The sequence below is a fragment of the Methylophilus sp. YYY-1 genome, from assembly GCF_029132825.1.
GTDB classification, from domain to species: domain Bacteria; phylum Pseudomonadota; class Gammaproteobacteria; order Burkholderiales; family Methylophilaceae; genus Methylophilus; species Methylophilus glucosoxydans.
In genome coordinates this window covers 186888-211453 of record NZ_WOVG01000003.1, presented here as the reverse complement: position 1 = coordinate 211453, position 24566 = coordinate 186888, and the positions used below count along the sequence as shown (strand labels likewise).

The 24566-nt window shown below is 51.9% G+C and carries 22 protein-coding genes; 8 read left to right on the top strand and 14 right to left on the bottom strand.

Annotated features, from left to right (window positions below; genetic code table 11):
- Positions 1-159 precede the first annotated feature (159 nt).
- The 5 genes from edd (at position 160) to rfaP (ending at position 6255) form a co-directional block, all read left to right on the top strand.
- Positions 160-1974, top strand: a complete 1815-nt coding sequence (edd, locus tag GOC95_RS10130) for a phosphogluconate dehydratase (protein WP_194747148.1) — start codon at positions 160-162, stop codon at positions 1972-1974.
- A 154-nt stretch (positions 1975-2128) separates the two neighbouring features.
- Positions 2129-2758 (top strand): bifunctional 4-hydroxy-2-oxoglutarate aldolase/2-dehydro-3-deoxy-phosphogluconate aldolase, encoded by a 630-nt coding sequence (gene eda, locus GOC95_RS10125; RefSeq protein WP_194747147.1) that lies wholly within the window; start codon positions 2129-2131, stop codon positions 2756-2758.
- Between the two features lie 78 nt (positions 2759-2836).
- Positions 2837-3523, top strand: coding sequence for an HAD hydrolase-like protein (locus GOC95_RS10120; RefSeq protein WP_275356942.1), 687 nt, complete (start codon positions 2837-2839; stop codon positions 3521-3523).
- A 33-nt stretch (positions 3524-3556) separates the two neighbouring features.
- Positions 3557-5434: a sulfatase-like hydrolase/transferase gene (locus tag GOC95_RS10115; protein WP_275356941.1), complete on the top strand. Its 1878-nt coding sequence runs from the start codon at positions 3557-3559 to the stop codon at positions 5432-5434.
- Positions 5431-6255 carry a lipopolysaccharide core heptose(I) kinase RfaP gene (rfaP, locus tag GOC95_RS10110; protein ID WP_275356940.1) on the top strand — a complete coding sequence of 275 codons (825 nt, stop codon included), beginning with the start codon at positions 5431-5433 and terminating at the stop codon, positions 6253-6255. Before GOC95_RS10115 ends, rfaP begins: the two co-directional genes overlap by 4 nt.
- 27 nt (positions 6256-6282) lie before the next feature.
- Here rfaP and GOC95_RS10105 read toward each other — a convergent pair whose 3' ends face one another.
- The 12 genes from GOC95_RS10105 to hrcA form a co-directional block, all read right to left on the bottom strand.
- On the bottom strand, positions 6283-6945 hold the full coding sequence (locus GOC95_RS10105) for a CMP-N-acetylneuraminic acid synthetase (protein ID WP_194747143.1): 663 nt from the start codon (positions 6943-6945) through the stop codon (positions 6283-6285).
- 8 nt (positions 6946-6953) lie between these two features.
- Entirely contained in the window at positions 6954-7904 is a 951-nt protein-coding gene (locus GOC95_RS10100) for a hypothetical protein (RefSeq protein WP_275356939.1), read from the bottom strand.
- Positions 7905-7914: 10 nt separating this feature from the next.
- On the bottom strand, positions 7915-9045 hold the full coding sequence (locus GOC95_RS10095; protein ID WP_275356938.1) for a hypothetical protein: 1131 nt from the start codon (positions 9043-9045) through the stop codon (positions 7915-7917).
- Positions 9046-9097: 52 nt separating this feature from the next.
- Positions 9098-10633 (bottom strand): hypothetical protein, encoded by a 1536-nt coding sequence (locus tag GOC95_RS10090; RefSeq protein ID WP_275356937.1) that lies wholly within the window; start codon positions 10631-10633, stop codon positions 9098-9100.
- Positions 10630-11661, bottom strand: coding sequence for a lipopolysaccharide heptosyltransferase II (waaF, locus tag GOC95_RS10085; RefSeq protein WP_275356936.1), 1032 nt, complete (start codon positions 11659-11661; stop codon positions 10630-10632). Before waaF ends, GOC95_RS10090 begins: the two co-directional genes overlap by 4 nt.
- Positions 11658-13115 (bottom strand): bifunctional D-glycero-beta-D-manno-heptose-7-phosphate kinase/D-glycero-beta-D-manno-heptose 1-phosphate adenylyltransferase HldE, encoded by a 1458-nt coding sequence (gene hldE, locus GOC95_RS10080; RefSeq protein ID WP_275356935.1) that lies wholly within the window; start codon positions 13113-13115, stop codon positions 11658-11660. The genes waaF and hldE overlap by 4 nt, the downstream gene beginning before the upstream one ends.
- A gap of 5 nt (positions 13116-13120) precedes the next feature.
- The gene (locus tag GOC95_RS10075; protein WP_194747137.1) at positions 13121-13681 is read right to left on the bottom strand and encodes a D-sedoheptulose 7-phosphate isomerase; all 561 of its coding nucleotides are present in this window, start codon (positions 13679-13681) and stop codon (positions 13121-13123) included.
- A 35-nt stretch (positions 13682-13716) separates the two neighbouring features.
- Complete coding sequence (rfaD, locus tag GOC95_RS10070) at positions 13717-14706, bottom strand: ADP-glyceromanno-heptose 6-epimerase (RefSeq protein WP_275356934.1); 990 nt, start codon at positions 14704-14706, stop codon at positions 13717-13719.
- Between the two features lie 365 nt (positions 14707-15071).
- Positions 15072-16178 (bottom strand): ferrochelatase, encoded by a 1107-nt coding sequence (gene hemH / locus GOC95_RS10065; RefSeq protein ID WP_275356933.1) that lies wholly within the window; start codon positions 16176-16178, stop codon positions 15072-15074.
- 134 nt (positions 16179-16312) lie between these two features.
- The gene (locus tag GOC95_RS10060; protein WP_275356932.1) at positions 16313-16546 is read right to left on the bottom strand and encodes a glycine zipper 2TM domain-containing protein; all 234 of its coding nucleotides are present in this window, start codon (positions 16544-16546) and stop codon (positions 16313-16315) included.
- Positions 16547-16734: 188 nt separating this feature from the next.
- On the bottom strand, positions 16735-17217 hold the full coding sequence (locus GOC95_RS10055; RefSeq protein WP_275356931.1) for an FxDxF family PEP-CTERM protein: 483 nt from the start codon (positions 17215-17217) through the stop codon (positions 16735-16737).
- Between the two features lie 160 nt (positions 17218-17377).
- Complete coding sequence (gene hrcA / locus GOC95_RS10050; RefSeq protein ID WP_275356930.1) at positions 17378-18406, bottom strand: heat-inducible transcriptional repressor HrcA; 1029 nt, start codon at positions 18404-18406, stop codon at positions 17378-17380.
- An 87-nt stretch (positions 18407-18493) separates the two neighbouring features.
- Here hrcA and GOC95_RS10045 point away from each other — a divergent pair, with 87 nt between their 5' ends.
- Together GOC95_RS10045 and recN are read left to right on the top strand one after the other, a co-directional pair.
- Positions 18494-19363, top strand: a complete 870-nt coding sequence (locus tag GOC95_RS10045) for an NAD(+) kinase (RefSeq protein ID WP_275356929.1) — start codon at positions 18494-18496, stop codon at positions 19361-19363.
- A 19-nt stretch (positions 19364-19382) separates the two neighbouring features.
- A complete protein-coding gene (recN, locus tag GOC95_RS10040; protein ID WP_275356928.1) occupies positions 19383-21041 on the top strand; it encodes a DNA repair protein RecN in 1659 nt (552 codons plus the stop codon).
- On the opposite strand, the gene GOC95_RS10035 is transcribed toward recN, so the two are convergent.
- Positions 20989-21525 carry a DNA-deoxyinosine glycosylase gene (locus GOC95_RS10035; RefSeq protein ID WP_275356927.1) on the bottom strand — a complete coding sequence of 179 codons (537 nt, stop codon included), beginning with the start codon at positions 21523-21525 and terminating at the stop codon, positions 20989-20991. The genes recN and GOC95_RS10035 overlap by 53 nt on opposite strands.
- A 92-nt stretch (positions 21526-21617) precedes the next feature.
- The gene (gene fur / locus GOC95_RS10030) at positions 21618-22040 is read right to left on the bottom strand and encodes a ferric iron uptake transcriptional regulator (protein ID WP_194747128.1); all 423 of its coding nucleotides are present in this window, start codon (positions 22038-22040) and stop codon (positions 21618-21620) included.
- Between the two features lie 172 nt (positions 22041-22212).
- Here fur and bamE point away from each other — a divergent pair, with 172 nt between their 5' ends.
- Positions 22213-24549, top strand: a complete 2337-nt coding sequence (gene bamE, locus GOC95_RS10025) for an outer membrane protein assembly factor BamE (protein WP_275356926.1) — start codon at positions 22213-22215, stop codon at positions 24547-24549.
- The last annotated feature ends 17 nt before the right edge of the window (positions 24550-24566 follow it).

Genomic DNA, 24566 nt, shown 5'->3' with positions numbered 1-24566 from the left:
AATTCAATTTGACGTAGTGCAGCAGTTTGGAGATAATCGGGGGTAGGGAGCCTGTTTGGATTCATATATCTTCACCCTATACTGTGACGCAATAGCAAGTTCAAAGCAGTTCACCAGGATAGTTCATCAGGTAGTTAAAACACAGTTGAGCGATAGTCAATGAAACAATCTCACATTGAAGTAACAGAACGCATCATCGAGCGTAGCCGTCCGACCCGCAAGGCGTATTTGCAGCGCATTGATGATTACCTGAACCGTGAAAAAGGCCCGGACCGCTTGGGCTGTGCCAACGTGGCACACGCGTTTGCGGCCATGCCACAAAACGACAAATTCAAGATTTACGCCGAGAAGCCGACACACGTCGGTATCGTCACTGCTTACAACGAAATGTTATCCGCGCATCAGCCGTATGTGAACTATCCGGATATTATTCGTGATGAAGCACGCAAGCATGGCGCAACCGTGCAGGTGGCCGGTGGCGTGCCTGCCATGTGTGATGGGATTACCCAAGGCGAGCCTGGCATGGAGCTGAGCCTGTTCAGCCGCGATACCATTGCCATGAGTACGGCCATTGCCTTGTCTCATGACGTGTTTGATGCAGCATTACTGCTGGGTGTCTGTGACAAGATCGTGCCCGGCCTGTTGATCGGCGCCCTGCATTTTGGGCATTTGCCCTGTGTATTTGTGCCAGCGGGCCCGATGAGCACCGGCATTGATAACACCTCGAAATCCAAAGTGCGTGAAAAATATGCACAAGGCCTGTGTGACCGTGATGAGCTGCTGGCCAGCGAATCTGCGGCCTACCACGGTGCCGGCACCTGTACCTTCTACGGTACGGCTAACAGTAACCAGATGTTGCTGGAAGCCATGGGCTTGCACGTGCCAGGGGCGGCTTTTATCCACCCGCATGATGGCATGCGTGAAGACTTGACGCGTGAAGCGGTGCGTTTGGTAGTGCAAAACGCTAAAAAAGATAAATTTGTGCCGATTGGCCGTCTGGTAGATGAGCATGTGATCGTGAATGCTATGGTGGCTTTGCTGGCTACTGGCGGTTCTACCAACCATTTGATTCACTGGGTAGCGGTTGCGCGTGCTGCGGGCATTATCATTGATTGGACCGACTTCCACTATCTGGCTAAAGGGACGCCACTGCTGGCCAGTGTTTATCCAAACGGTAAGGCCGACGTCAACGAATTCCAAGCAGCTGGTGGGCCAGGTTTTGTGATCCGCGAACTGATCGAAGGCGGTTATATGTATCCGGATGTCTACACCGTGAGTGGCGGCGGCATGCGCGATTACGGTAAAAAGCCGGAAAAAGAAGCGGACAAGCTGGTGTGGAAAGACTACCCGGCCGAAAGCGGCGATGAAACCATCGTGCGCACAGCCTCGCATCCGTTTAACGAGTCTGGCGGCCTGCGTCTGCTCAAGGGTAACCTTGGCCGCAGCGTCATCAAGATTTCTGCCGTCCCTGAAGACCGTCACATCATCGAGGCGCCAGCCATTGTGTTTGATGCGCAAGAAGAATTGCTGGCCGCGTTTGACCGCGGTGAGCTGGAGCGTGACTTCATTGCTGTCGTGCGCTTCCAGGGCCCTAAAGCCAACGGCATGCCAGAGTTGCATAAACTGACACCACCACTTGCTGTATTGCAAAACAAGGGCTTCCGGGTGGCGATTGTGACTGACGGCCGCATGAGTGGTGCTTCAGGCAAGATTCCTGCTGCGATTCACTTGAGTCCGGAAGCCAGCGCGGGTGGTCCGATTGCCAAAATCCGCAATGGTGACATTATTCGCCTCAATGGGACCGTCGGTCAGTTGAATGTGCTGGTGGATGAAGACACCTGGGCTGAGCGCGAGGCTGAAGAGTTGAGCGATGCCAAACGTCATTACAACGCCCATGGCTTGGGCCGTGAGTTGTTTGGTGGCATGCGCAGGAATGTGCTGTCTGCAGAAGAAGGCGCCGTTACCTGGTTGTAAATGCACATTGCGTCGCAATACGTCGTTGCAGTTTGCTTGCCGTACTATTCGTACTGTCTACGAGCCTGCGCCTAGTCTTGCTTAGCAAGCTTCATTTACATAAAGCAAACGATTAAAAAACAATTTTTTTATTTATTAGGTCAATATTCAAAACATGAGCACATTAGAGTTAGCAAATCATGGCCCGGTGATTCCGGTGATTGTCATTAACAAAGTGGAAGATGCGGTGCCGATGGCCGAAGCGTTGCTGGAAGGCGGCATTAAGGTGCTGGAAGTCACATTGCGTTCCCCGGTTGCACTGCAAGCCATGGAAGAAATTGCCAAGCATGTGCCTGACGCGATCTTGGGTTCTGGGACCGTACGTAATCTGAAAGATGCGAAAAACTCCAAGGATGTAGGTTGCCAGTTTGCGGTCAGCCCAGGCTACACCAGCGAGTTAGGCAAATATGCCCGTGAAATCGGCTTGCCACTGTTGCCAGGTGTGTCTACTGGCTCAGAAATCATGATGGCGAATGCCGATGATTACTACTTCCTGAAATTGTTCCCGGCAGTGGCGGTGGGTGGTATTAACCTGCTCAAAGGCTTTGCCGGCCCATTTGCAGACGTGAAATTCTGCCCAACGGGTGGTGTCAGCGTTGAAAGCGCCCCACAATTCCTGGCGTTGCCTAACGTGGTTGTGTGCGGTGGCACCTGGTTGACGCCTGCCGATGCCGTAGCCAATAAGGACTGGGCACAGATCACCAAGCTGGCGAAAGAGGCTTCTGCGATCGTGGCGGCCAAATAAGTATAGCGTTAGACAAATCGTCTATAATGAAGGCTTGTAGTGATACAAGCCTTTTTTATTTGCCAAGCCCACGCCGTTATGTCCCAAAGACCAGACCTCTCCCTGTATAAAACCATTGTGCTCGATTGCGATGGCGTTGTCCTCAATAGCAACCAGACCAAGGTGGATGCCTATTACAACACCGCCAAGCGGATGGGGGGGACGGAGGCGCAGGCGCAGGCCTTTGTGGACTATCATATCCAGTTGGGCAGCATCCCGCGCAATGACAAAATCCGTTATTACATCACCGAGATTATCAAACAGCCTTTAACACCTGAGCGTTTTCAGGCCTTTATGGATACGTTTACCGAGATTCTGGATGAAACCCTGATGCAGTGTGAGGTTGCGCCTGCACTGATGGATTTGAAAAAAGAAACCGCAAACGCCAAGTGGATGCTGCTGTCTGGCGGAGATCAAACAGAGTTGCGGCAAATTTTCCCGCGCCGTGGCCTGGATACGCTGTTTGAACTGGGCATTTATGGTGGACCGACTAAAAAGAATGAGCACCTGGCCAGCATGATTGCCGATGGGACCATCCAGTTCCCGGCCTTGTTTATTGGCGATAGCCGCTTTGATCATCAGGCTTCGACTGGCGCCGGGCTGGATTTCATTTTTGTGGCTGACTGGACCGATATGCCGGATTGGCAAGCCTACTGCCAGACGCATGGGGTGACCGTTTGTCATCAGCTTGAATTGTCGCCTGTAACGGCTTTCTGTGCGCCCTAACTGTCGCCTGACTGCTTAAAGATGAATGCCGCCATGAAGAAAATTTCACCACTCAAACTGTTTTTAGGCCTGACTACACTGCACATGCTAGCCACCTGCTGGGGGTTCTTCAGCATTGGTGCGCAAGCCACCACGGGCGCAGCCTTCTGGTTTCATGTCTGTGCCTGGCTGTTTTACAGTTTTGCCTACGCCGTCGTGATCTTGATCCCGGCCTGGCTGCAATCACTGCTGGCACGCACCATCAATCGATATACCGCACTATTGGCTCTCACGTTTTCTGTGATAGGCATTTTACTGGTCAGATCGGATTTAATGATTTATGACCTGTATAACTTTCATTTCAACGGCTTTATCTGGAATCTGGTTACCACCAAAGGCGGCCTGGCCTCGCTCGGTACCAGCGACGAGACCTATGTGGCCATCGGCGTATCGGTCGCAATTGTCATCCTGATTCAGCTGTTCGCCTGGTGGTTGAGTACGCGCATGCAGTCATTCAAGCCCGCGTTATTGCTCACACGGCCTTTGTACCTGGTTGTGCTGCTGGCCTTTGTCGCGCAAGCCGTCCTGTATGGCATCAGTGATGTCAAAAATAACGGGGCGATTCTTGATTCGGCGACCGTCTATCCCTTCTATAAACGGATTACCTTCCGCAGCTGGGCAGAAAAAATGGGCGTGCAAACGGTGCGCCATAGCAGTAATCACCTCAATGTGGATACTTCCAGAATTCAGTATCCTTTATCGCCGGTGACGTTTAGCCCCGTCCAACAGCCGCCGAATATTGTCATTCTGGTGGCAGAGTCTCTGCGCTGGGATCGTTTAACGCCTGAGATCATGCCTCATGTCTGGCAATTTGCGCAGCAAGGCTTGTATTTTAAAAACCACTATTCCAGTGGCAACGGTACGCGAGAAGGCCTGTTCGGCATGTTTTATGGGCTATATGGCTCTTACTGGTCCAGCTTTTTACATGCACAACAACCGCCTTTGCTCATGCAGCGGATGCAGGCCTTGAACTACCAACTCGACCTGCGTACCAGCGCACTGTTTTCTTATCCCGAGTTTAATAAAACCTTATTCGCCAGCGTGCCGCTTGCACAGCTGCACGAGGCGGAGGAGAAGTTAAACCCCTGGCAGCGTGACCAACAAAATGCCTCTGAGCAAATCGCCTTTTTGCGTGCGCGGGATAAGCAGCGGCCATTCATGAGCTTTTTCTTCTTTGAGTCTACGCATGCGCGTTATGACTTCCCGGAGCAAGCCGTGATTGCCTCCCCGTATTTGAAGGATGTGAATTACTGGGGCATGAGCCGCGAGTCGCTCAAGCCCAAGATTGGCGAGTTCAAAAACCGCTATACCAATGCTGCCCATTGGGTAGATCAACAAATGGGGCGGGTGCTTGATGAACTGCGTGCGCAGGGCGCATTAGACAATACCATTGTCATCATCACTGGCGACCATGGAGAAGAGTTTCTGGAAAAGGGCTTCTGGGGGCATAACTCGAGTTTTGTTGAGGAGCAGACACATACGCCCATGGTGGTGTGGATGCCGCAGCACGCGCATGCCGAAATTGAGCGTATGACCAGCCATTTGGATATTTCACCAACGTTATTACAGGCCCTGGGTGCGCCTGAGGATAGCAGCAGCTATTCGCTTGGCCTGTCGTTGCTGACCACGCAGTCACGCCCATTTGTTGTGGTCAGTGACTGGCACTCTATTGGCGTGCAAACAACGGATATGAAGTACCGTATTCCATATTTGCATCATGGCGTGGATCATTTTGTGCCGACTGGGCCGCACGATGAATCGTTATCTGCCAGCGCGCAAGACAGCCTCATGGCCAAATATCAACCATTGTTATTGCAGGCGATTCAGAATTGCAGCCGCTTTTTGGCCTTGCACAAAGACAAGGCGTCATGAGTACCACGGTGCAATTTAAAGCAGAAAATCCGCTGCCTGCCGAGATTCGGCAACGACCGGATGTGTTTGATTTTTTTATGCAGTTGCCAGGCAAAAGTTTCCGCAAGGTTGCCGAACGCGAGACCTTGCGGATTGCGCTGGCGGGCCAGCATTTTTTTATTAAACGGCATTTTGGTGTGGGGTGGGGCGAGTTGTTCAAAAACTGGCTCAGCTTTAAACGCCCGGTGGTGAATGCGCAGAATGAGGTGGCGGCCATCGCCGCCTTGCACCGCTTGCATATTCTCACCACGCCTTATGTGGGGCATGGCATCCAGGGCTGGCTGCCCGCCACTCAGCGCTCATTTGTGATTACCGAGGATTTGGGTGAGATTGTCACGCTGGAGGATTTGGCGCTACAGTGGCAAATCACACCGCCCACACTGCGGTTCAAGCGTGCGCTGATCCGCCGGGTGGCGGAGATTGCACGTCAGATGCATGCGTATCCGCTCTACCATCGTGACTTTTATATCTGCCATTTCTGCTTTAAAGCGGCTGAATTGACGCTGCTGCCGCCACGATTGCATGTGCTGGATTTGCATAGAGCAGAAATCCGCGCACAGCCTTCGCAACGTATGCAAATGAAAGATCTGGCTGCGCTGTATTTTTCAGCCATGGATGTTCAATTATCCCGCGGAGATCTGCTCACATTTCTACGGCATTATGTTGGTGACGACCGTCAGTTACTGCGTGGGGAGTCGGCATTTTACCGTGCCATTGCGCAGCGTGCGGACAAGCTTTACGCCAAGTACCAGCGCAAACGCCGCGCTGGCGTAGCCATGTAAGCGCGGCGTGAATGATTTGGCGGTGAATTAAATCGTACCGTGTAGCTTGGTGTAAATCATGCCTGCCAGCTCAAAGTCCTCATGGTAGTCAATATCGACCACCATATGGTTGGTTTCAAACAGGTAGGGATTGACGCCGATATGGTAGTGAAAGCGGTTGACCGTCTCGCGTTTGAGAATAAACAGGCTCCACAACACCGAATATAACTTGGGCAAGTCTTGCGAGACTTTGTGCCAGTAACCAAACCCATAGTTGACCGGATTGCCCTTGCCATCCAGCAAATGCCCTTTGAACGGTTTGACAGCAACCAGCGAATCATAATCGTTGCGGACATCTTTCCAGACCGCCAAAGCTTCCTTGAACTGGTTAAACAAGGGCGAGGTGACCTGAATCCACATAATGTCATCGTCACCAGGCAGCGGGTCGGTTAGCGCTTTGACCAGGTCAGGCTGATAAATTTTGTTGCCGGTCAGGGAGGCATCGCGCTGCATAAAGTGAAAGCCATACTTGTCACACAACGGTTTGACCAGTTCCACACTTTCTGATGACACATAGACATTTTCTGGCGCTTCAAAGGTCAGAATTTGCTTGGCCTTGATGTCGAACAGCGAATCGTCCTGATAAAAAGGGCGAATATTTTTATGCGGAATACGCGTGGAGCAGGTTTGCAGCGGGATAATAATTTTCATAACTTAAATCATTTCTTGACGGATGCCGTCTCGGTAATTTGTTGCAAAGCCTCGGCAAACGACATTTTTGGAATAATCTCGGCAGGCAAGGCGCTCTGTAGCGACAGATTATATAGCTTAACCCCTGTTTTTTCACTGGCCAGACGCGCCAGCTCAAAGCAGCCGCGAATATGCGGTTCGTAATAGCGCAGAAAATCTGGTGAAGGATTGTGCTGGTCGGCATAAAAATGGGCTTTACCGGTGCCGCCCAAATCCATGCCCAGAATATAAATCGCCTCATAGCCCAGGGCAAACGCCAGTTGAACTGCCCAGGTGGCCACCGTTTTCCCGGCAAACACGCCTTGTTGTAAATTGTGGCTAAAGCCTATCGAGCGGCAGTAGGGCAATAAATCCGGGGCCAGCAGAATCTCAGACGACTGCGTAAAAGCCTGCAAGTATTGCTCGGCACTGCCTCTGGCCACCCCATATTTGCGACTCACCGACTCAATCAGGTAGAGATTGCCTTGCTTCAGCAGTTCTGGCGCACGCTCAGCAATAATACTCAGCCCTTCAAAGTTGAAGAAACAGCGCGCGCCCGAACGGACAGATTCGACGACACAATCCCACTGGCGCTGAAATACGCGGTGATCCACAATCACACAGTCGGTCGGATGGAGCTTGGCCGCGCTAAATTTTTTAATTGCGCAATTGAGGCTGATGGTCGGATACGAGGCGATTTGCTGCAGATCAATCTCGGCCAGCGAAGGGCCGGAAGCGACGATCCAGCATGGTCCCCGTTGTTGTTGGCTCAGCGTATGCGCAAAAGGGATGGTGGCTATTGGCTGCTTTTTCCAGAGGACGGTGCAGCTGTGTTCCCCGCGCTGCAGGTCAAAGTCCGGGTGGCAGTTGTATTGATGCTTGAAGGCGTCACCCAATTGCCAGCGCCGGTAACCCATGCGCAATTTATCTACGAATCTCATGCGTGCGTAATCACTTCTGGTCTAGCCACTGCCTGAAGTTTGAAAAACCATGAATCAGGATGATGTACAAGGCGATCATGCTCAGCGAGAAGTTTCTGAACTCATCCTTGGTGGTGAAGTTCAGGAACAGCAGCAGGTTAGGAATAAAAATCCCCAATGTATACCGTTTGAGCATGTCATCCATTTGTTGCCAGCCAGCGCGTATCCAGTAGGCCAGCCATGGAAACAGCAAGACGTGCTGCAACGTGGGCGAGAACAATCCCAGTGTATAAAAATCACTCAATTTGAAGTAATTGACCGGATTGAGCCAGAATTTTGCGTTATCAAGCAAGTGAAAATGCAGCGCAGAATCCGTGTTCCCGGTATAGGGTGCGATGATCCATTGCCGGATCAGGAAGCAGGCAATGAATTGTAGTGCGAAATAAGCCACGCGCTTTTGCATGGGATAGTCTTTGGCATGTAAGAAGAAAAAACCGAATGCGGCAACGAAGGCGGTTTCTTTGTTAAATGCCGTGAGCATGAGCAAGATGGACGCCAGAAACTTGCGGTCAGTCAGAAAGTAATAAGTGCTGACCGTGATACCAAGCAGTTCAAAGAAATCATAAAAATAGCCGCCACGCTTGAAGGTCAGCGGATAGATCAGGCTAAACAGCACCACGGCAAGGATAGAGGCCGAGTAGTTGTCAGAAAAGTGCAGAAAAATCTTGCGCAGGTAAATCAGCGTCAGCAGAAAACTGAGCAAAGTCAGGCCATACATCAGGTGGTAGTCCAGCGCCACGCGAGGCGTCCATTCCTCGGCAGGTACATCGTGAAAGAAATGGTTTTTCAGTTTGTCGGACGAGATGATGCGTTCAAACAGCTTTTCCTGTTTCTTTTCCGGAATCTGCTGCACGGCCAGGTCAGCCAGACGCGGGACCGTTGAGCGGTAAACATAGGGCTGGTAAGCCGTGCCATCAATCACCCCTACTAGCGACGCATAGCGGGAGTCGTCGCGGAAACCCCATTTAATGAAAAAGCTGTTGCAGACGTTTGCGGTACAGGCCACCAGAATCACCCAAAGAATGCTTAAGCGCAGTAAATGTTTGAACGGTGGTTGCCAGAGGTTAAGAATGGGAAATTTTTGGGTCAGCGAATGAATCATTAGGAGGCCTGAACGAATAGTGAATTATTTTTATGAATTTTAACGTATTGCATCAGGGTATCACGGCCTGTTTGCTAAAAATCATGACTTTAGATTTACCGCGCCAACCGTAAAAGGTTTTGACCAGCTTGAAATTGGCTTTTTGCAAGGTTTGCACAGCGAGCTGTTCATAAGCCACATCCACTGCATCCTTGCTGATAGTGATCATATAGTAGTCATACTTCGAGATCGCCTGCTGCTTGACAAGCTCGGGAAACAGTGTATGACCCAGTACTCTATCCTGATATGGTTGGTGGGCATAAAACCGCGCATTTTCGGTGTCATAAAATACCGGTTGCTGTTGTGGGTTGATGGTCTGGATGTAGTCCACCGCCTGCCGATCAAGATCAATCGGATTTCTATCCCATAAGGAGTAGGCGAGCATGGCAACCAGCAAACAGGCAACCCCTCGGCTACTGAGCTTGGGCCAGCGGCTTTGCCATTCAGTCATGGCAAACGCGGCGAGGAAAATAAACACGATGCCACTGGCAATGACATAGCGGCTGGAGAGGACAAACACATTCAACAAGATCACCAGGCTGACGACAAAGCTGACGCTGAGTGTTGCCAGCGCCAGATGCCGGGCAGGTGCCGGTAAGCGCGACCACCAGCTCTGTTTGGGCCAGCAGATGGCAATCAATGCTGGCAGGCCGGCTGTTTTTAATGTTTTGCTGATGGCAATCAGGATCAAGGTCACCCAGAGGCTGAACAGGCCGTATTCATCCAGATCTTCACCTAATACCTGCTGGTTGATAATGGCGGCTTTTTGTTGAATAAAATCGATGCGTTCCCCAAACAGGCGCGTGACCTGAGTGAAGATTTCTTGCAACCTGCCTAATTGATCCAGTCGCAATACGCCAGCGAATAAGGCGATGCCTAACATCAATGCTGTGAGCAGGCTCAGGCTATTGGCGCGCAGCCAAAGCTTGAGTCGCGCTGAGGCGCTTAAGCCGGTATAGGCAAGCGCGCATAAGGGCAGGGCGAGCAAATAAACCGCCGCTTCGATTCGGAATAAGGTGGCGATGACCATGACGGCCTGAAAAGCCAGCAGGTCCTGCCAACGTTGCGTTTTAAGGCTGCGTAGCCAATATACCAGGCCCCAGGTATAGGCCGCCCAAAAGCCCTCGTCGCGCAGCAACATGCCTAGCACACTGCCGACCATATATTGCGTGGAGAACAGCAGGCCATGCCCCCAGTGCAGCGTGCGCAACTTGGCGCCCGCTTCTAGCAGCAATTGTTGAAAGCCCGCGACAAACAGCACAAAGCACACTATATTCAGGCCGATGGCCGCGCTGTGTATCTCCAGACCCGTACTGCGGTGTATCAGTGCGAGCAGGCTTGGGTAGAACGGCCACGAGAACAGGCGATGCGCCTGCTGCCATTGCCCGGCAGCCAGGAGTCTGGCCTGCTCAAAATACAACAGTGAGTCGTTGTTTACCCAGCCGTGCTGGTTATACATAATTTTGCTGACGATCAGAAAGGCGGCCAGCAAATACAGGATTAACCACTGGGCTTGCGTGATTTTTTGCAGGTAAGAAAAGCGTTTCATGACGCAAACTCCACGCGCGTGAGTGCGAGTGTGGGTAAGACTTGTTCAGGGGACAATTGTCGCAAACAATTCAAATGACCGAGCGGGCATACACGCTTGAAACACGGGCTACATGCCAGCCCCAGATATTGGATCACTGCATCCGGGTGCATCGGTGGCGTATGTTTCGGGTCAGAGGAGCCATAAATCGCTACCAATGGCTTATCCAGTGCGGCAGCCACATGCATCAGCCCCGAGTCGTTACTGACCACCCGTTGGCACAACGACATCAGGTCAATTGCATCCCCCAGGCTGGTTTTGCCCGCCAGGTCCAGGCATCGCTGTTGCGTGAGCTGTTGGATGGAGGCCGTCACCGGGGCATCTTTATCGGAACCAAACAGCATCACTTGCCAGCCTGCATCAAGCGCATGATTGGCGACTTGCGCGTAATACTCGGCTGGCCAGCGTTTCGCTTCGCCATATTCGGCCCCTGGGCAGAGACCCAGCATCGGTTTGGAGGCATCGAGCTTGAAAGCGTGCAGTAATCGGTCAGCATTGGCTGCATCAGCGACCAATGCAGGTTGTGGCAAGGCGCTAGGGAGCACAGTTTGCGGGCTTAAACCCAGCGTCACAAAGCGCTCGACGGTTTTTTTTAGACGGGTTTTATCCAGCGGGCGCATGTCATTGACCAAGCCGTAACGCATCTCTCCTTTAAAACCGGTCCGTAATGGAATGCCGGCAGCCCAGGGCAAAATGGCTGATTTCAGACTGTTTGTGAGTAAGATGGCTTGTGTGTAGCCCTGAACCCTCAGACCACGTCCAAAGCGCCAGCGCGCGCCTAAAGATAATTGCCCGTGTTTGAAGGGCAGGGCGATGGCTTGGGTGATTTCGGGCATGCGCGCCAGCAATGGCAGTGTCCACGACGGTGCGGCGACATCAATCTGGCAAGCGGGGCGGTCCGACTTGAGTTGCTTGAACAAGCTTTGCGCGAGAACCATGTCGCCTACCCACGACGGGCCGATGACCAGAATCTTGTCAGCACTACTCATGCATGCATTTTTTTAATCAGATTGGTGGTGCTTCGGCCTTCCACCAAGTCAATCAATGCAATTTCACCGCCCCAGGAGAGCACCTCTTTGCCACCGACCACTTGAGCTGCGGTGTAGTCGCTGCCCTTGGCAATGACATCAGGTTGAACTGCCATGATCAGGTTCAAAGGCGTGTCTTCATCAAACAAAATGACCGCGTCCACAGACTCCAGGGCGGCCAGCACGCGCGCACGATCATTTTCATTCACCACGGGTCGGGTCGGGCCTTTGAGCGCAGATACTGAACGATCGGTGTTGAGTCCCAGCACCAGTTTGTCGCCCCGCTTTTTGGCCGCTTCAAGGTAAGTGACATGGCCTGCATGCAATAAATCAAAGCAGCCATTGGTAAAAACGATTTTTTGGCCTTGCTGTTTCCAGCGGCTGACCTTTTGCTTGAGCTCTTCCAGTGCGCAGATTTTGTGCGCCTGTTCATTGCCTTGTGCCGTCATCAGCGCATCAAGTAATTCGGCCTTGGTAATTGGCACGGTGCCGACTTTGCCGACCACCACGCCAGCGGCAATATTGGCCAATGACAAGCTATCCAGTGCCGACAGCCCGTGCATCAGCCCGGCAGCCAGGGTGGCAATCACGGTATCCCCTGCGCCTGAGACATCAAATACTTGCTTGGCGGTGGCGTTCAGATGGTGGGTGCTGTCATCAATCAGCGTAATGCCTTCTTCGCCTCTGGTGACGGCCAGAAAATCCAGGTGCAAGCTTTGCTTGAGCGCCGTTGCTTTGGCGATTAGCGCCGGATCTTGCTGGCTGCTGTCGCAGGCTTCGGCGGTTTCTTTTTTATTCGGCGTGAGTGCAGTTGCGCCACGGTATTTGCTGTAATCGCGGCCTTTAGGATCTACCAACACCGGTATCTGCCGCGCACGGCAACGCTGGATCACCTGCTGACAGACGGTTTCGGTGAGCAAGCCTTTGGCGTAGTCTGACAAAATCACCAAGGCAGGCTGCGCTGCCAGTGCAGTGTCAATATTGGTCAGAATTTCAGCTTGTTCGCTTTCGTTCAAATTCTGGGTATCTTCCTGATCCAGACGGAGCATTTGCTGGTGTCCGCCCAGAATACGGGTTTTGGCAATGGTTGGACGATGCTGGCTGGTGAGCATCGCTTCGGTCGTAATCCCATGTGACTGCATGGCTTTGAGTAAGGTTTGGCCTTCACTATCATTGCCCATCAAACCAATCATCTTGGTTGAGATACCCAATAATGCCAGGTTGGCTGCTACATTGGCGGCACCGCCCACGCGCTGTTGTTCGGATTTGATCAGCACAACCGGGACCGGTGCTTCAGGTGAAATGCGGTTTACCTCGCCGAGCAGGTAGCGGTCCAGCATCACGTCCCCAATCACCAGGGCATGGGCACCCTGATCACCAAACTGCTGCACAACTTTACTGAATGCAGGATTCATCAGACTTAAGACTCCAGAATCTCGCACAGACTGTGGCCGATAAAGATATGCGCTTCCTGGATGCGTGCAGTCACGCTGGATGGCACCACAATGTTGTGCTTGCACAGGGCATTTAACTTGCCACCTGTGCCGCCAGTCATGCCTATGGTGGTGGCCCCAATTTCATTGGCGGTTTCAATGGCACGGACCACATTGGCGCTATTGCCACTGGTGGTGAGGCCGATCAGCACATCCTCCGGGCGACAGAGGGCTTCTACCTGACGTGCGAATATATAGTCATAGCCATAATCGTTGCCTACTGAGGTCAGGATGGAAGTGTCTGTCGTCAGTGCAATCGAGGGCAGACCCTTGCGCTCTTTTTTAAAGCGGCCGACAATCTCTGCTGCAATATGCTGGCTATCTGCCGCACTGCCGCCATTGCCACACAGCAGAATCTTGCCCCCGCGCGCAATGCAATCACGCAGCAAGTTGCCGACATCGCTGATGAGTGGAAACAAGGGCTCCAGCGCCTGAAACATCGCCATATGGGCGGCGTGTTCACCTTTGAGGTATTCAATATGGTTCATATCGCTCACAATCTATCGCTCAATTGTTTGATGACTTATGCGTAAGGGTCGTCTTGCATCAAATAGTTTTGCACATAGTCTTTGACGCCTTCCTCCAGCGAGGTAAACGGCTTTTTATATCCCGCATCGCGCAGCTTCTTCATCTCCGCCTGGGTAAAGTACTGATATTTGCCCTGCAGGTCTTGCGGCATATCAATATACGTGATGTTGGGCTCGCGGCCCATGCTGGTCATTACATTGGTCGCCAGGTCTTTAAAGCTGCGCGCCTGGCCAGTGCCTATGTTGTAAATCGCATTGGCCACCGGTTTGTTTTTTAATGCCGCTTCGAGGAAGAATCCCATCACATCCGCCACGTCTTTGACATAGACAAAGTCACGCAACTGCATGCCGTCCGCTATGCCTTCTTTGGTGCCTTTAAACAGGCGCATGGTTCCAGTTTCGCTAAACTGGTTAAACGTGTGATACGCCACGCTGGCCATGCGCTCTTTGTGATATTCATTCGGCCCGTAGACGTTAAAAAACTTGAATCCAGCCCAAGCGGGCGGGGTAGCTTGCTTTTGTGCGACTTGCTGCAACACCCACTGGTCAAAAAAGTGCTTGGAGTAGCCATAGCCGTTTAATGGCCGCAAGTTCTCAATGCTGGCATCGTCATAGCCTTGTTCACCACCGCCATACGTGGCCGCAGAGCTGGCGTAGAAAAACGGCACCTCATACTCGGCACACCAGGACCACAAGTCTTGCGAATAATGCATGTTATCCGCCACCAGCTTGTTAAAGTCACGCTCGGTGGTTGCGCTGATCGCCCCCATATGAATCACTGCCGTGATCTCATCATTTTCTTCGAGAAACTCAAACAGCTGGTCTTTATCCAGGTATTCGGCATAGTGTCTGTGTACCAGGTTTTGCCACTGGTTTTCATGCGTGATACGGTCAACAATCACCAGGTCTTGCCGACCCAGTTTGTTGTTTAAATGCCAAGCCATGATAGAACCAATCATGCCTGCACCACCGGTGATAATGATCATAGGGGAACGATAAAAACGTTAAAACGCGATTATAACGCGTAATTGGGGAGGGCTGGCAGTGGAATAGGCGAGCGCTGCAAGCAAGACCAATGCGAATGGACGCTGAAATGAGTTTTTATGCTTGGTGCAAATGCAGGAGATAGATTTGCTATCTTTGTGCACGGTTCTCAAGCAGATAAGTGCTGATACTAATTTTTTGACTCAACATCACGGCGCTCTCTCCACCAACACTGGCCATCTAGATAGCGAAGCTTTGGCCAGTGTTTTCATCCTTTTGACGTGCAGCCAAGTTAGATGCTGGAAAATGACATGTCAGTCATGAGGGCTTTTAAATGTTTAAAAAATGTGATGTTCGAGCCACAGCGTTATTTTTCAGCGCCCATTGCCAAAGCGTGTTGTTTACTCGCTTGTGCTTCAGCTGCTGCTTTTGCTGAGTCAAACTCATTACTCACCCAACCCTGCAAATGCTCCAGCGCAATATCGCGCATCGCTTCAATCCAGACCGCTTCGCTATTGAGTGCAGGGATATAGTGATAATCCCCACCGCCCACTGACTGGAACAAGTGTTTACCTTCCATAGCAATTTCTTCCAGGGTTTCCAGGCAGTCGCTGCTAAAGCCGGGACAAACGACATCTATGCGTTTGATTTGTTGTTTACCCAAGGCGTCTAGCGTGTTGGCGAGGTAAGGTTGCAACCATTCCTGACGACCGAAACGGGACTGGAAGGCGATTTGATATTGGTCTTTGCTTAAGCCTAAGGCCTCAGCTAGCAAGCGTCCGGTTTTGTGGCATTCGCAATGGTAGGGGTCGCCTTTCATCAGGTGGAATTTAGGCACGCCGTGAAAGCTCATCACGAGTTTTTCTGGCTGGCCGTGTTGTTGCCAGTAGGCTTTGATATGGCTGGCCAAGGCTTGAATGTACAGCGGATGATCGTGGTAGTGCTTGATGGTACGGATGGCAGGCACGTTGCGCATTTTTAGTAGTACGCGCCACACGGCATCCAGCGCCGCCGCAGTGCTGCTGGCGGCGTATTGGGGGTAGAGCGGGAATACTAAAATGCGGTCGCAGCCTTGCGCTTTGAGGGAGTCAATGGCGCTTTTCATGCTGGGGTTGCCATAGGTCATGCCGAGTTCGACGGCAAGCGGGCTGTTGATGTGTTTAGCCAGACTCTGTTGTAATAAGGTTTTCTGTTGCTGGGCATAAACCATGAGCGGTGAACCTTGGTCTGTCCACACGCTGGCATATTTTTCTGCCGATTTTTTCGGGCGAATCACCAGGATGATGCAATGCAGAATCCAGCACCAGATAAAGCGCGGGATTTCGACCACACGCCTGTCCATCAAAAACTGCTGCAGGTAAGGCCGCAAGGCTTTAGCCGTGGGGGCGTCAGGCGTACCCAGGTTAGCTAACAGGATACCCACTTTTGGTTGACTGCCGTGGGTGTAAGCAGGTTCTGGCTGGTAGTAAGTCATGAACGCATTTTAAGTGAAAAGTGCCTTTATGACTCACCTTGTTTTGAAAAGTGCCGATGTTTGTTGTTGCGATAGTTAATCTGGTCGCAAATCATGCGGCTGATTTGCGACCAGAATCTTTGTTTAGATCTAGGTTATTTCTTATGAATCTGGTTACCAATCACGCCACCAACCGCCGCACCACCGACCGTTCCGATGGAGCTGCCACCAGTTAAGACTGCGCCTGCGACTGCGCCTACACCCGCGCCAATGGCAGTGTTTTTACCACGCGTGCTCATAGAGCCACAGGCAGAAGTGCTCAGAGTCAGGACCAGCAGGGCAGTCCAAACCAGGGATTTCTGAAGTGAGACAGGGGATGGTTTTTTCATGATTTCCTCTCCAAAGGGATTAAACATGTGGGTATTTTAAGTAAGTGAGCAGAGCGCAGGCAGTCAATCTAAGCTGATTAGTGTGTCAGAGGAATCTGACGGGAGAATATTTCCTATCAAAGTGAAAGGAAACAAAATAGCCCTTGCCAGAGCATAACGTTGCTCTAACAAGGGAGGCTGAATCATGTTTAAGCTTGTCTTCTGCGTTTCAATCCTAAGAGGCCTAATCCCGCCAATATCAGCGCTGCGGACTCAGGTTCTGGGACTGCGTTCGCTAAGGTAATGGTCCCTGCGTAGCTGGCATTTGTACCTGTACTTTCTCCAACGACTTGCAGATAGTAGCTACCTTGTTGAATGCTATTTGTAAATCCAAAAGAAAGATTGGGGCCGGAATTGAATACCGTACCATTCATGACCAGATTTTTGTTTTCATCAAGTAAGTTAAATTCCTTGAACTGAAAGGTGGTTCCTGTACCAGAAATACTGGTGAGGACTTGTTGTAAGCCATCAGTGCTAAACGAAATATAGTCATTGAAACTTGTATTGCCACTAAAAACATTGCTGAAAACATAACCGCCACCAGCTCGGGTCGCATCGTAGGTTGCAGCATACGTGGGATTAATGATTAAAGTACTTAGGCACAGTGCAACTGTTAAAGCGGATTTTTTCATAACAAACTCCTGAGTGATAAAAAAAGAGCTTGTGTCGAGCGCTTTGCGCAACATAGACAAGCATGTAGATCAGGATTGTGAAAAAACAGCAGTAAAAGATTTATCCGCCCGTGGCTGATCTCGGTGTCGGAATTATTAGCCTGATATGGTCAGGCAGTATTTAGTTTGAGAGCGCGCTAGATAACAGCTTGGCCGTGATATCGACAATCGGGATAATCCGCTCATAGGCCATTCGGGTCGGGCCGATCACGCCCAGCGTCCCCACGACCTGACCATCGACTTCATAGGGCGCAGTGACCAGGCTGCATTCATCCAGTGCCAGATAGCCACTTTCGCCACCGATAAAGATTTGCACGCCATCGGCGCGTTGACTTTGATCAAGCAGTTGCATGAGCGCCGTGCGGCGTTCAAAAATCTCAAACAGTTTGCGTAAGCTGCCGACGTTGGTTGAGAGCTCATTCACTTCTAGCAGTTTGCGTTCGCCCGCAATCACCACCGCCTCTTTTTCTGAAGGCTCGGGTTGGCTGGCAGCATCCAGCGCAGCAGACATGAGGTGATTGATGTCTGCCTGCATTTGTTGCAGCTCCTGCTTGAGCTTGATCTGTACTTCTTCCAGCGTGAGCCCCTGACAGTGGCTGTTGACATAATTGCTGGCCGTGGTGAGCTCACTGGCACTAAATGCGCGGTCGGTCAGGACAATCCGGTTTTGTACCTGGCCGTCATCGGTCACCAGAATCACGAGTATTTTTTTGTCATTGATATGTAAAAACTCCAAGTGCTTGAGCACATTGCGGCTACGCTTGGGCGTCATCACCAGGCCTGCAAACTGGGTCAATTGCGAGAGCATATCGGCCGCATTGTTAATGAGTGCTTGCGGGTCGGGCGAGGATAGTCCAGTTTTAAGCTGGGCGAGGGCGCGTTGATCAAGCGGCTGTATCGTCATCAGCGAGTCCACAAACAGGCGGTAGCCTTTTTTGGTGGGCACTCTGCCCGCAGAGGTATGTGGACTGGCAATAAACCCCAATTGTTCGAGGTCACTCATGACGTTACGTATTGTCGCAGGGCTGACATCCAGGCCGGAATGCTGGAGCAGGGTGCGGGAGCCTATGGGTTGCCCTTCACTGATGTAATGCTCTACCAAGGTTTTAAGCAAAATTTGCGCGCGTTTATCCACTTTAGACGATCTCATTAGAATGAGTTAGATTTTGCATCATTTGCGCCTGGGATAACAGTCCCTTTAGCTTTTCAGTTCAGGGCTTCTATGCTTTAATGCGGCATGCAATCTACATTCCGCTCAGTTGCCATTGTCGGCAAGTATATGGACACTGCTGCCTTGCAGCAAATGCAAAGTGATTTGACCCGCTTGGCACATCACTTGTTAGCCAAGGGGCTGCATGTCTGTGTGGAAGCCAATACCGCAGCCTATGTGGAACAAGAAGGTTTTGAGCAGGCCTCGCTGGAGCAGATAGGCAGCAAAGCCGATTTGGTAATTGTCATGGGCGGCGATGGAACCATGCTGAGCGTCGGCCGTGCTTTGCGTGAAACCGGCGTGCCCTTGATTGGCATTAATCGCGGGCGACTCGGCTTTTTGACTGACTTGCAAACGGACCAGATGCTGGATGAGATTGACGAGATTTTACAAGGTCATTTTCAGCTTGAGTCACGCATGTTACTGCATTCAGTGGTGACCAGAGCGGGCAGCCAGATTTTGCCTGTGGTTGCCTTAAACGATGTGGTGATTAAAAGCGCCTTTCGCCTGATTGAGCTTGAGGTGCATGTGGATGGTCAGTTTGTGTCTCGACAGCGTTCGGATGGCCTGATTTTGACCACGCCGACCGGGACAACCGCATATGGTTTATCTGCCGGCGGGCCGATTATGCATCCCGATCTGGAGGCGATTTCGATCGTGCCTATTAGTCCGCACACGCTCAGTTATCGGCCGATCACCGTGCCTGCGGACAGTGTGATTGAGGTGATTGTGGTCAGCGCGGCCGACGCTCAGATGAGTTATGATGGCCAAGGCCAATTCCCTTTGGCCGCCGGAGACCATGTGCGTATTGCGCGTGCTGAGCAGTCGATTCGGCTCGTGCACCCTCAAGACTACTGCTATTTTGATATGTTACGCAACAAACTCAACTGGGGCTAACGCGCCCGTTTAACCATCTATGTTACAAGCCCTATCTATTCGAGATTTTGTCATTGTTGATGTGCTGGAACTGGAGTTCTCGGCAGGCTACACGGCACTCACCGGCGAGACCGGTGCAGGCAAATCGATTTTGATTGATGCGCTGTCGCTGAGTCTGGGCGCCAGGAACGAAGGCGATGTGACGCGCAAGGGCTGTGACAAAGCCGAGATTGCCACCACGTTTGATATTTCGGGTAACCAGGCGGCTGCAGACTGGTTGCGTGCACAAGAAATGGCCGTTGATGATAGCTTGATTCTGCGGCGCGTGATTTATGCCGACGGCCGCAGCCGTGCCTTTATTAACGGTGTTTCTGCAACCGTCGGGCAGTTGCGTGAAATCGGGGAGACGCTGATTGATATCTACAGCCAGAATGCACATCACTCCTTGTTAAAAATGGCCACCCAGCGAGAAATTCTGGATGCCTATGCGCAGGCAGTGCCTCTGGCCAAAGACGTGACTAAAAGTTATAAAGCCTGGTTTCAAGTGCATCAGCAACAGTTGGCATTCGAGAAAAATGCCAGTGAGTATGCAGACGAATTGGCCCTGTTGCGTGACAGTACGCGGGAGTTATCACAGCTAGGCTTTGCGGCAGAAGAGTGGCTGGCCTTGCAGCAAGAGCACGTCAGGCTCAGTCATGGTGCCAGCCTGCTGACTGGCATGGAGGCGAGCTTGCAGATGATGAGTGAAGGCGAGGAGGTCAATGCGCTGGATTTGTTGTCGCAAGTGCAAGGCAAGCTCGCTGAATTGCAAGTCATCGATGCCGGATTGCAACCAATTGCAGAAACGGTCGATTCGGCGGTGATTCAGCTCGAAGAAGCGAGTCGGGCACTCAATCGGCATTTGCAAAAAAGTGAACTTGATCCCGAGCGTTTGGCTGAGGTGGAGTCACGTATTCAGACGATCCACACCGCGGCCCGCAAGTATCGGGTCAAGCCGGATGAGTTGCCAGCACTGTTGCAACAGCAGCAAAGCCGGATGGCTGAGCTGGAAACGTTTGCCGATGACGGAGCCTTGGCAAAACAGGTGCAGGCAGCGTGGCAGACTTATCAGCAACAAGCCGCCGCACTGTCTGCTATCAGACACCAGGCGGCGCAAGCCTTATCCGAGACCATCACCGGACAAATGCAGGCACTGTCACTCAAAGGGGGGCGTTTTGCGGTGAGTCTGACGCCGGGCGAACCGGCTGCCTATGGCCTTGAACAGGTGGAGTTTATGGTGGCCGGTCATGCCGGGGTCGAACCGCGGCCGCTCAATAAAGTCGCGTCAGGCGGCGAGTTGTCGCGTATCAGCCTGGCCTTGCAAGTGACCACCGCGTCATTAGGCATCGTACCCTGCATGATTTTTGATGAAGTGGATGTGGGCATTGGTGGCGGAGTGGCCGAAGTGGTGGGCCGTTTGTTGCGTGAACTGGGTCGACACAGGCAGGTGCTGGTCATCACCCACTTGGCGCAAGTGGCCTCGCAGGCGCAACAACATTTGCAAGTCAGCAAGTTTGAACAGCAAGGCGTGACCTTGAGCCGAATTCATGCACTCAATGCGCATGAACGGATTGAAGAAATCGCGCGTATGCTGGGCGGTTTGCAGATTACAGAGGCGACTCGCCAGCATGCGAAAGAAATGCTGGGTGTGACAGCCTGACTTGTAGCGTTTGCCATTGTGCAAGCTTTTGCGCAACACTCAGGCTGGCGTGTGCCGGGCTTGTTGAAGGCAGGGTGATCTGCGGGATTGTGGTCTCTAAAACAACATGCTTTTTAAAGAGCTTTGCCGCTGCTTGACCATTAAAGGCAATACATTCTATGGTTGGAATGTGTTTGAGTAAGCCTGGAATATCATTTGCAATCACAGACTCGGCGACAATCGCACTATCCAGGCTGCCAGGTCGGCTGGCCGAGTGACACACATCCCATACCGCCAACTTGAGTGATTGCAGCTGGTCACAGCGTTGCGCATAAGCCGTTTGTTTTGGAATCCCGAATAATGTTTCCATGATGTGCCAGAACGCGTTTTGCGGGTGCGCATAATATTGATGTTGCCGCAGGGAGGTCACTCCAGGCAGAGAACCCAGAATCAGGATGCGGGCGCCGGCGCTGGCGATAGGTGGAAAACCAGCAGCACTATGCATGTGAATCTGTGGACTTAACATGCCTCTGAGCGAGGCTGACAATCAAGCGTATCCAGGTCGGTGTTAAGACCTGAATAGTTGATGGTTGAATATCAGGATTCGTTACAAGACGTTTTTGTACATGTCCCATAAATAGTTAAAGAGTGGTCTTGCATGCTAAAGCCATATTTTTCGGCGGCAGCTTTCTGTCTCTTTTCGATCTCTTCATCATAAAACTCTTCTACCCGGCCACATTTGATGCAGACAATATGATCATGGTGAGTGCCTTCATTCATTTCAAACACGGCTTTGCCACTCTCAAAGTGATGCCGTACCAGCAAGCCTGCCTGCTCAAATTGCGTTAAGACGCGGTAGACCGTTGCCAAGCCCACGTCTTCGCCGTTGGTGATCATGATCTTGTAGATATCCTCCGCGGACAGGTGGCGCTGCTCGCTGTTTTCAAATAGCTCCAGAATTTTTAAACGGGGCAGTGTTGCTTTCAGGCCTGCATTTTTGAGGTCTTTAGGATCATGCATAATTTTTGTCCGAGGGTTAAGTAGTATGGCGTACTTGATTCGCGAAACTACGTGGTATATTAATGTATGTAATGAATATACCGATTATAAAGTGAATCCAATGCGTAATTCTATCTTATTTGTGTTGGTTGTCGCATCTCTGGAGAGTGGGTGCGGCGCCAAGCTTCCATCAATGAAACCATTCAAGATGGACATCCAGCAGGGCAATGTGGTGACTTCAAAAATGTTAATGCAACTGCGGCCGGGTATGAACCGTTCGCAAGTCCGCTACATTATGGGGACACCGCTCATCGTAGATAGTTTCAGTGATAATCGCTGGGACTATTTTTACGAGTTACGCCAGCAAGGCCAAATTGTTGAAAAACGTCGCGTCATTCTGGATTTTGATAAGGACAGCCTGGTGGCTGTGCGTGGCGATGTGATTCCTTCGGCAGAGAACCCGGACATCAAAACCATTGTAGAAGCTCCGGTTAAAAAAGCTGAAGCAACGAAAGAGGAGTCCTGGGCGGACAAGCTGAAATTCTGGGAGGGTGATGCTCAAGCGAAGGAAGCTAAGCCAGCCAAAGCGGACTCAGCCAATAAAGTGGTCACTGCCGAGTCTCCTACGCAGGTTCAAGCAGCCGTCACTCCGCAGCAGATGGCCGATGAGGAAATTGTGCCGCATATCCCTGAGGGGGAATATAAGGCAGCCCCTACTCCGCAAGAAATGGTGAAAGCGAATCCGGCAGAGGCGAGTACTCCAGCTTTGGCGGCCAGTACACAGGCCATGAATGAAAAAACCATGGCGGCCCAAATTGCAGACACCGTTGAGCCGCCACCTGTCTTTGAACAGGATGCTGCGCCGCCTGCTGTGGCAGTACCTGCGGCTGAATCGAATACTGCAGCAAGCGCGGCTTCCACCACGAGTCCTGCCTCTGCTGCAAATGCACCTGGCGTAAGTCCATCGGCCGCGGTCGCCGCGACGGCCGCTACCGTTGCTGTTGCTGAGGCTGCCCCTAAGTCAAAAAACAGCAAAAAATCAATCGCACCTAAACCGCAGACCAAGCCCTTGTCTGTTGCGCCGGTGGCTAAGCCAGCTTCACCACCGACTACAGTCAACATGACTGAAGATGACGAGGTTATCCCTTATATTCCTGAGGGGGAATATGTCGCGCCTGTCATCCCTACCGAACAGGAAATGATCAAGGGCAATATGGCTGAAGCCAATCAGCCTGCGACGGATGCACAAGCGCATCAAGTGACTGAAAAAGGCGTTGCCCCAAAAGTAGAAGCAGCCAGCGAGCCAGCACCTACATTTATTGCGGAGCAGTTGCCAGAACCTGAACCCGAACCGGAGCTGCCGCCTCCACCTCCACCGTCAGTTTCAAAACCAGCTGTCAAAGAAGCGGTTGCGCAAGTGCCTACAGCTAAAGAGTCTGTGACGCCAAGCAGCCCTGCCGCCGCGCTTGCAGTGGCGCCTGTTGTTGCTGAACCCGCTGCCTCTCCTCAGTCTGAAAGTCTGGCGGCTGCACCTGTCACGCCTGTATTACCACCAGAAGCTGCGCTTGCCAAGCCAGCCGAGCATACTGTGGCGACCGTGGCAGAAAATGCTGCTGAGCCTTCTGCCGCTGTCGGTGATGCCGAGATTAATCAGGCAGTCGCCAATTGGGCGCAGGCCTGGCGCAGTAAGAATATTAAAACCTATCTGGCCGCCTACGCGCCTGACTTTGTGCCAGAAAACTTGCCCAGCAAAGCGGCATGGGAGGCACAACGCAAGCAGCGTCTTTCTCCCAGCCAGGGCCCAATCACACTGGTCTTGAATAATATTGTGGTGCAGCGCGATGGTGTCTCTGCGGTGGTGCAATTTGAACAAAAATATTCGGCCAAGACTTACAAAGATGTGCTGAATAAGACGCTTGAAATGCGTTATGAGCCTAGCCAAAGACGCTGGTTAATTGCGCGTGAGCGTACGGCAACGATTCCAGCCGTGGCTGCAGTAGCAGCAACGCCCAAGGTGATGTTGGCCGAGACGCCGATGGTTGCCCCTGCCATGGATCAGGCTGAAGTGGCAACACAACCTCCAGCCGCTACCCCAGAAGTCAGTGTAGAGGCGGCCGTGGATGCCTGGGCGCAGGCTTGGCGAAACAAAAATGTGAATGCTTATTTTGCTGCTTACTCGCCTGAGTTTGTGCCAGAAGGCGTGCCTAGCCGCGGAGCCTGGGAGGCGCAACGTAAAAAACGCCTGTCTCCACAGCAAGGTAAAATCACGCTCGAAATCACTGATGTGAGTGTGGCGCGGGAAGGGGATAGTGCAGTGGTCACCTTCAATCAGAAGTATGCTTCTAAAGCCTATCGCGACGAAATGGTCAAACGTCTGCAGCTCAAGCTGGATAACGCTAGCAAGCGCTGGTTGATCGTGCGTGAAAGTGCTGGCAATGGTGCAGAACTGCCAGCCACCAAGCAACAGGTGACGGCGCCAGAAGGCAGCGCAGAGCATCTGGATGGCGTGTTGGAGCAAATCGGTTTTTAATCCGTTTTTCTAAAATA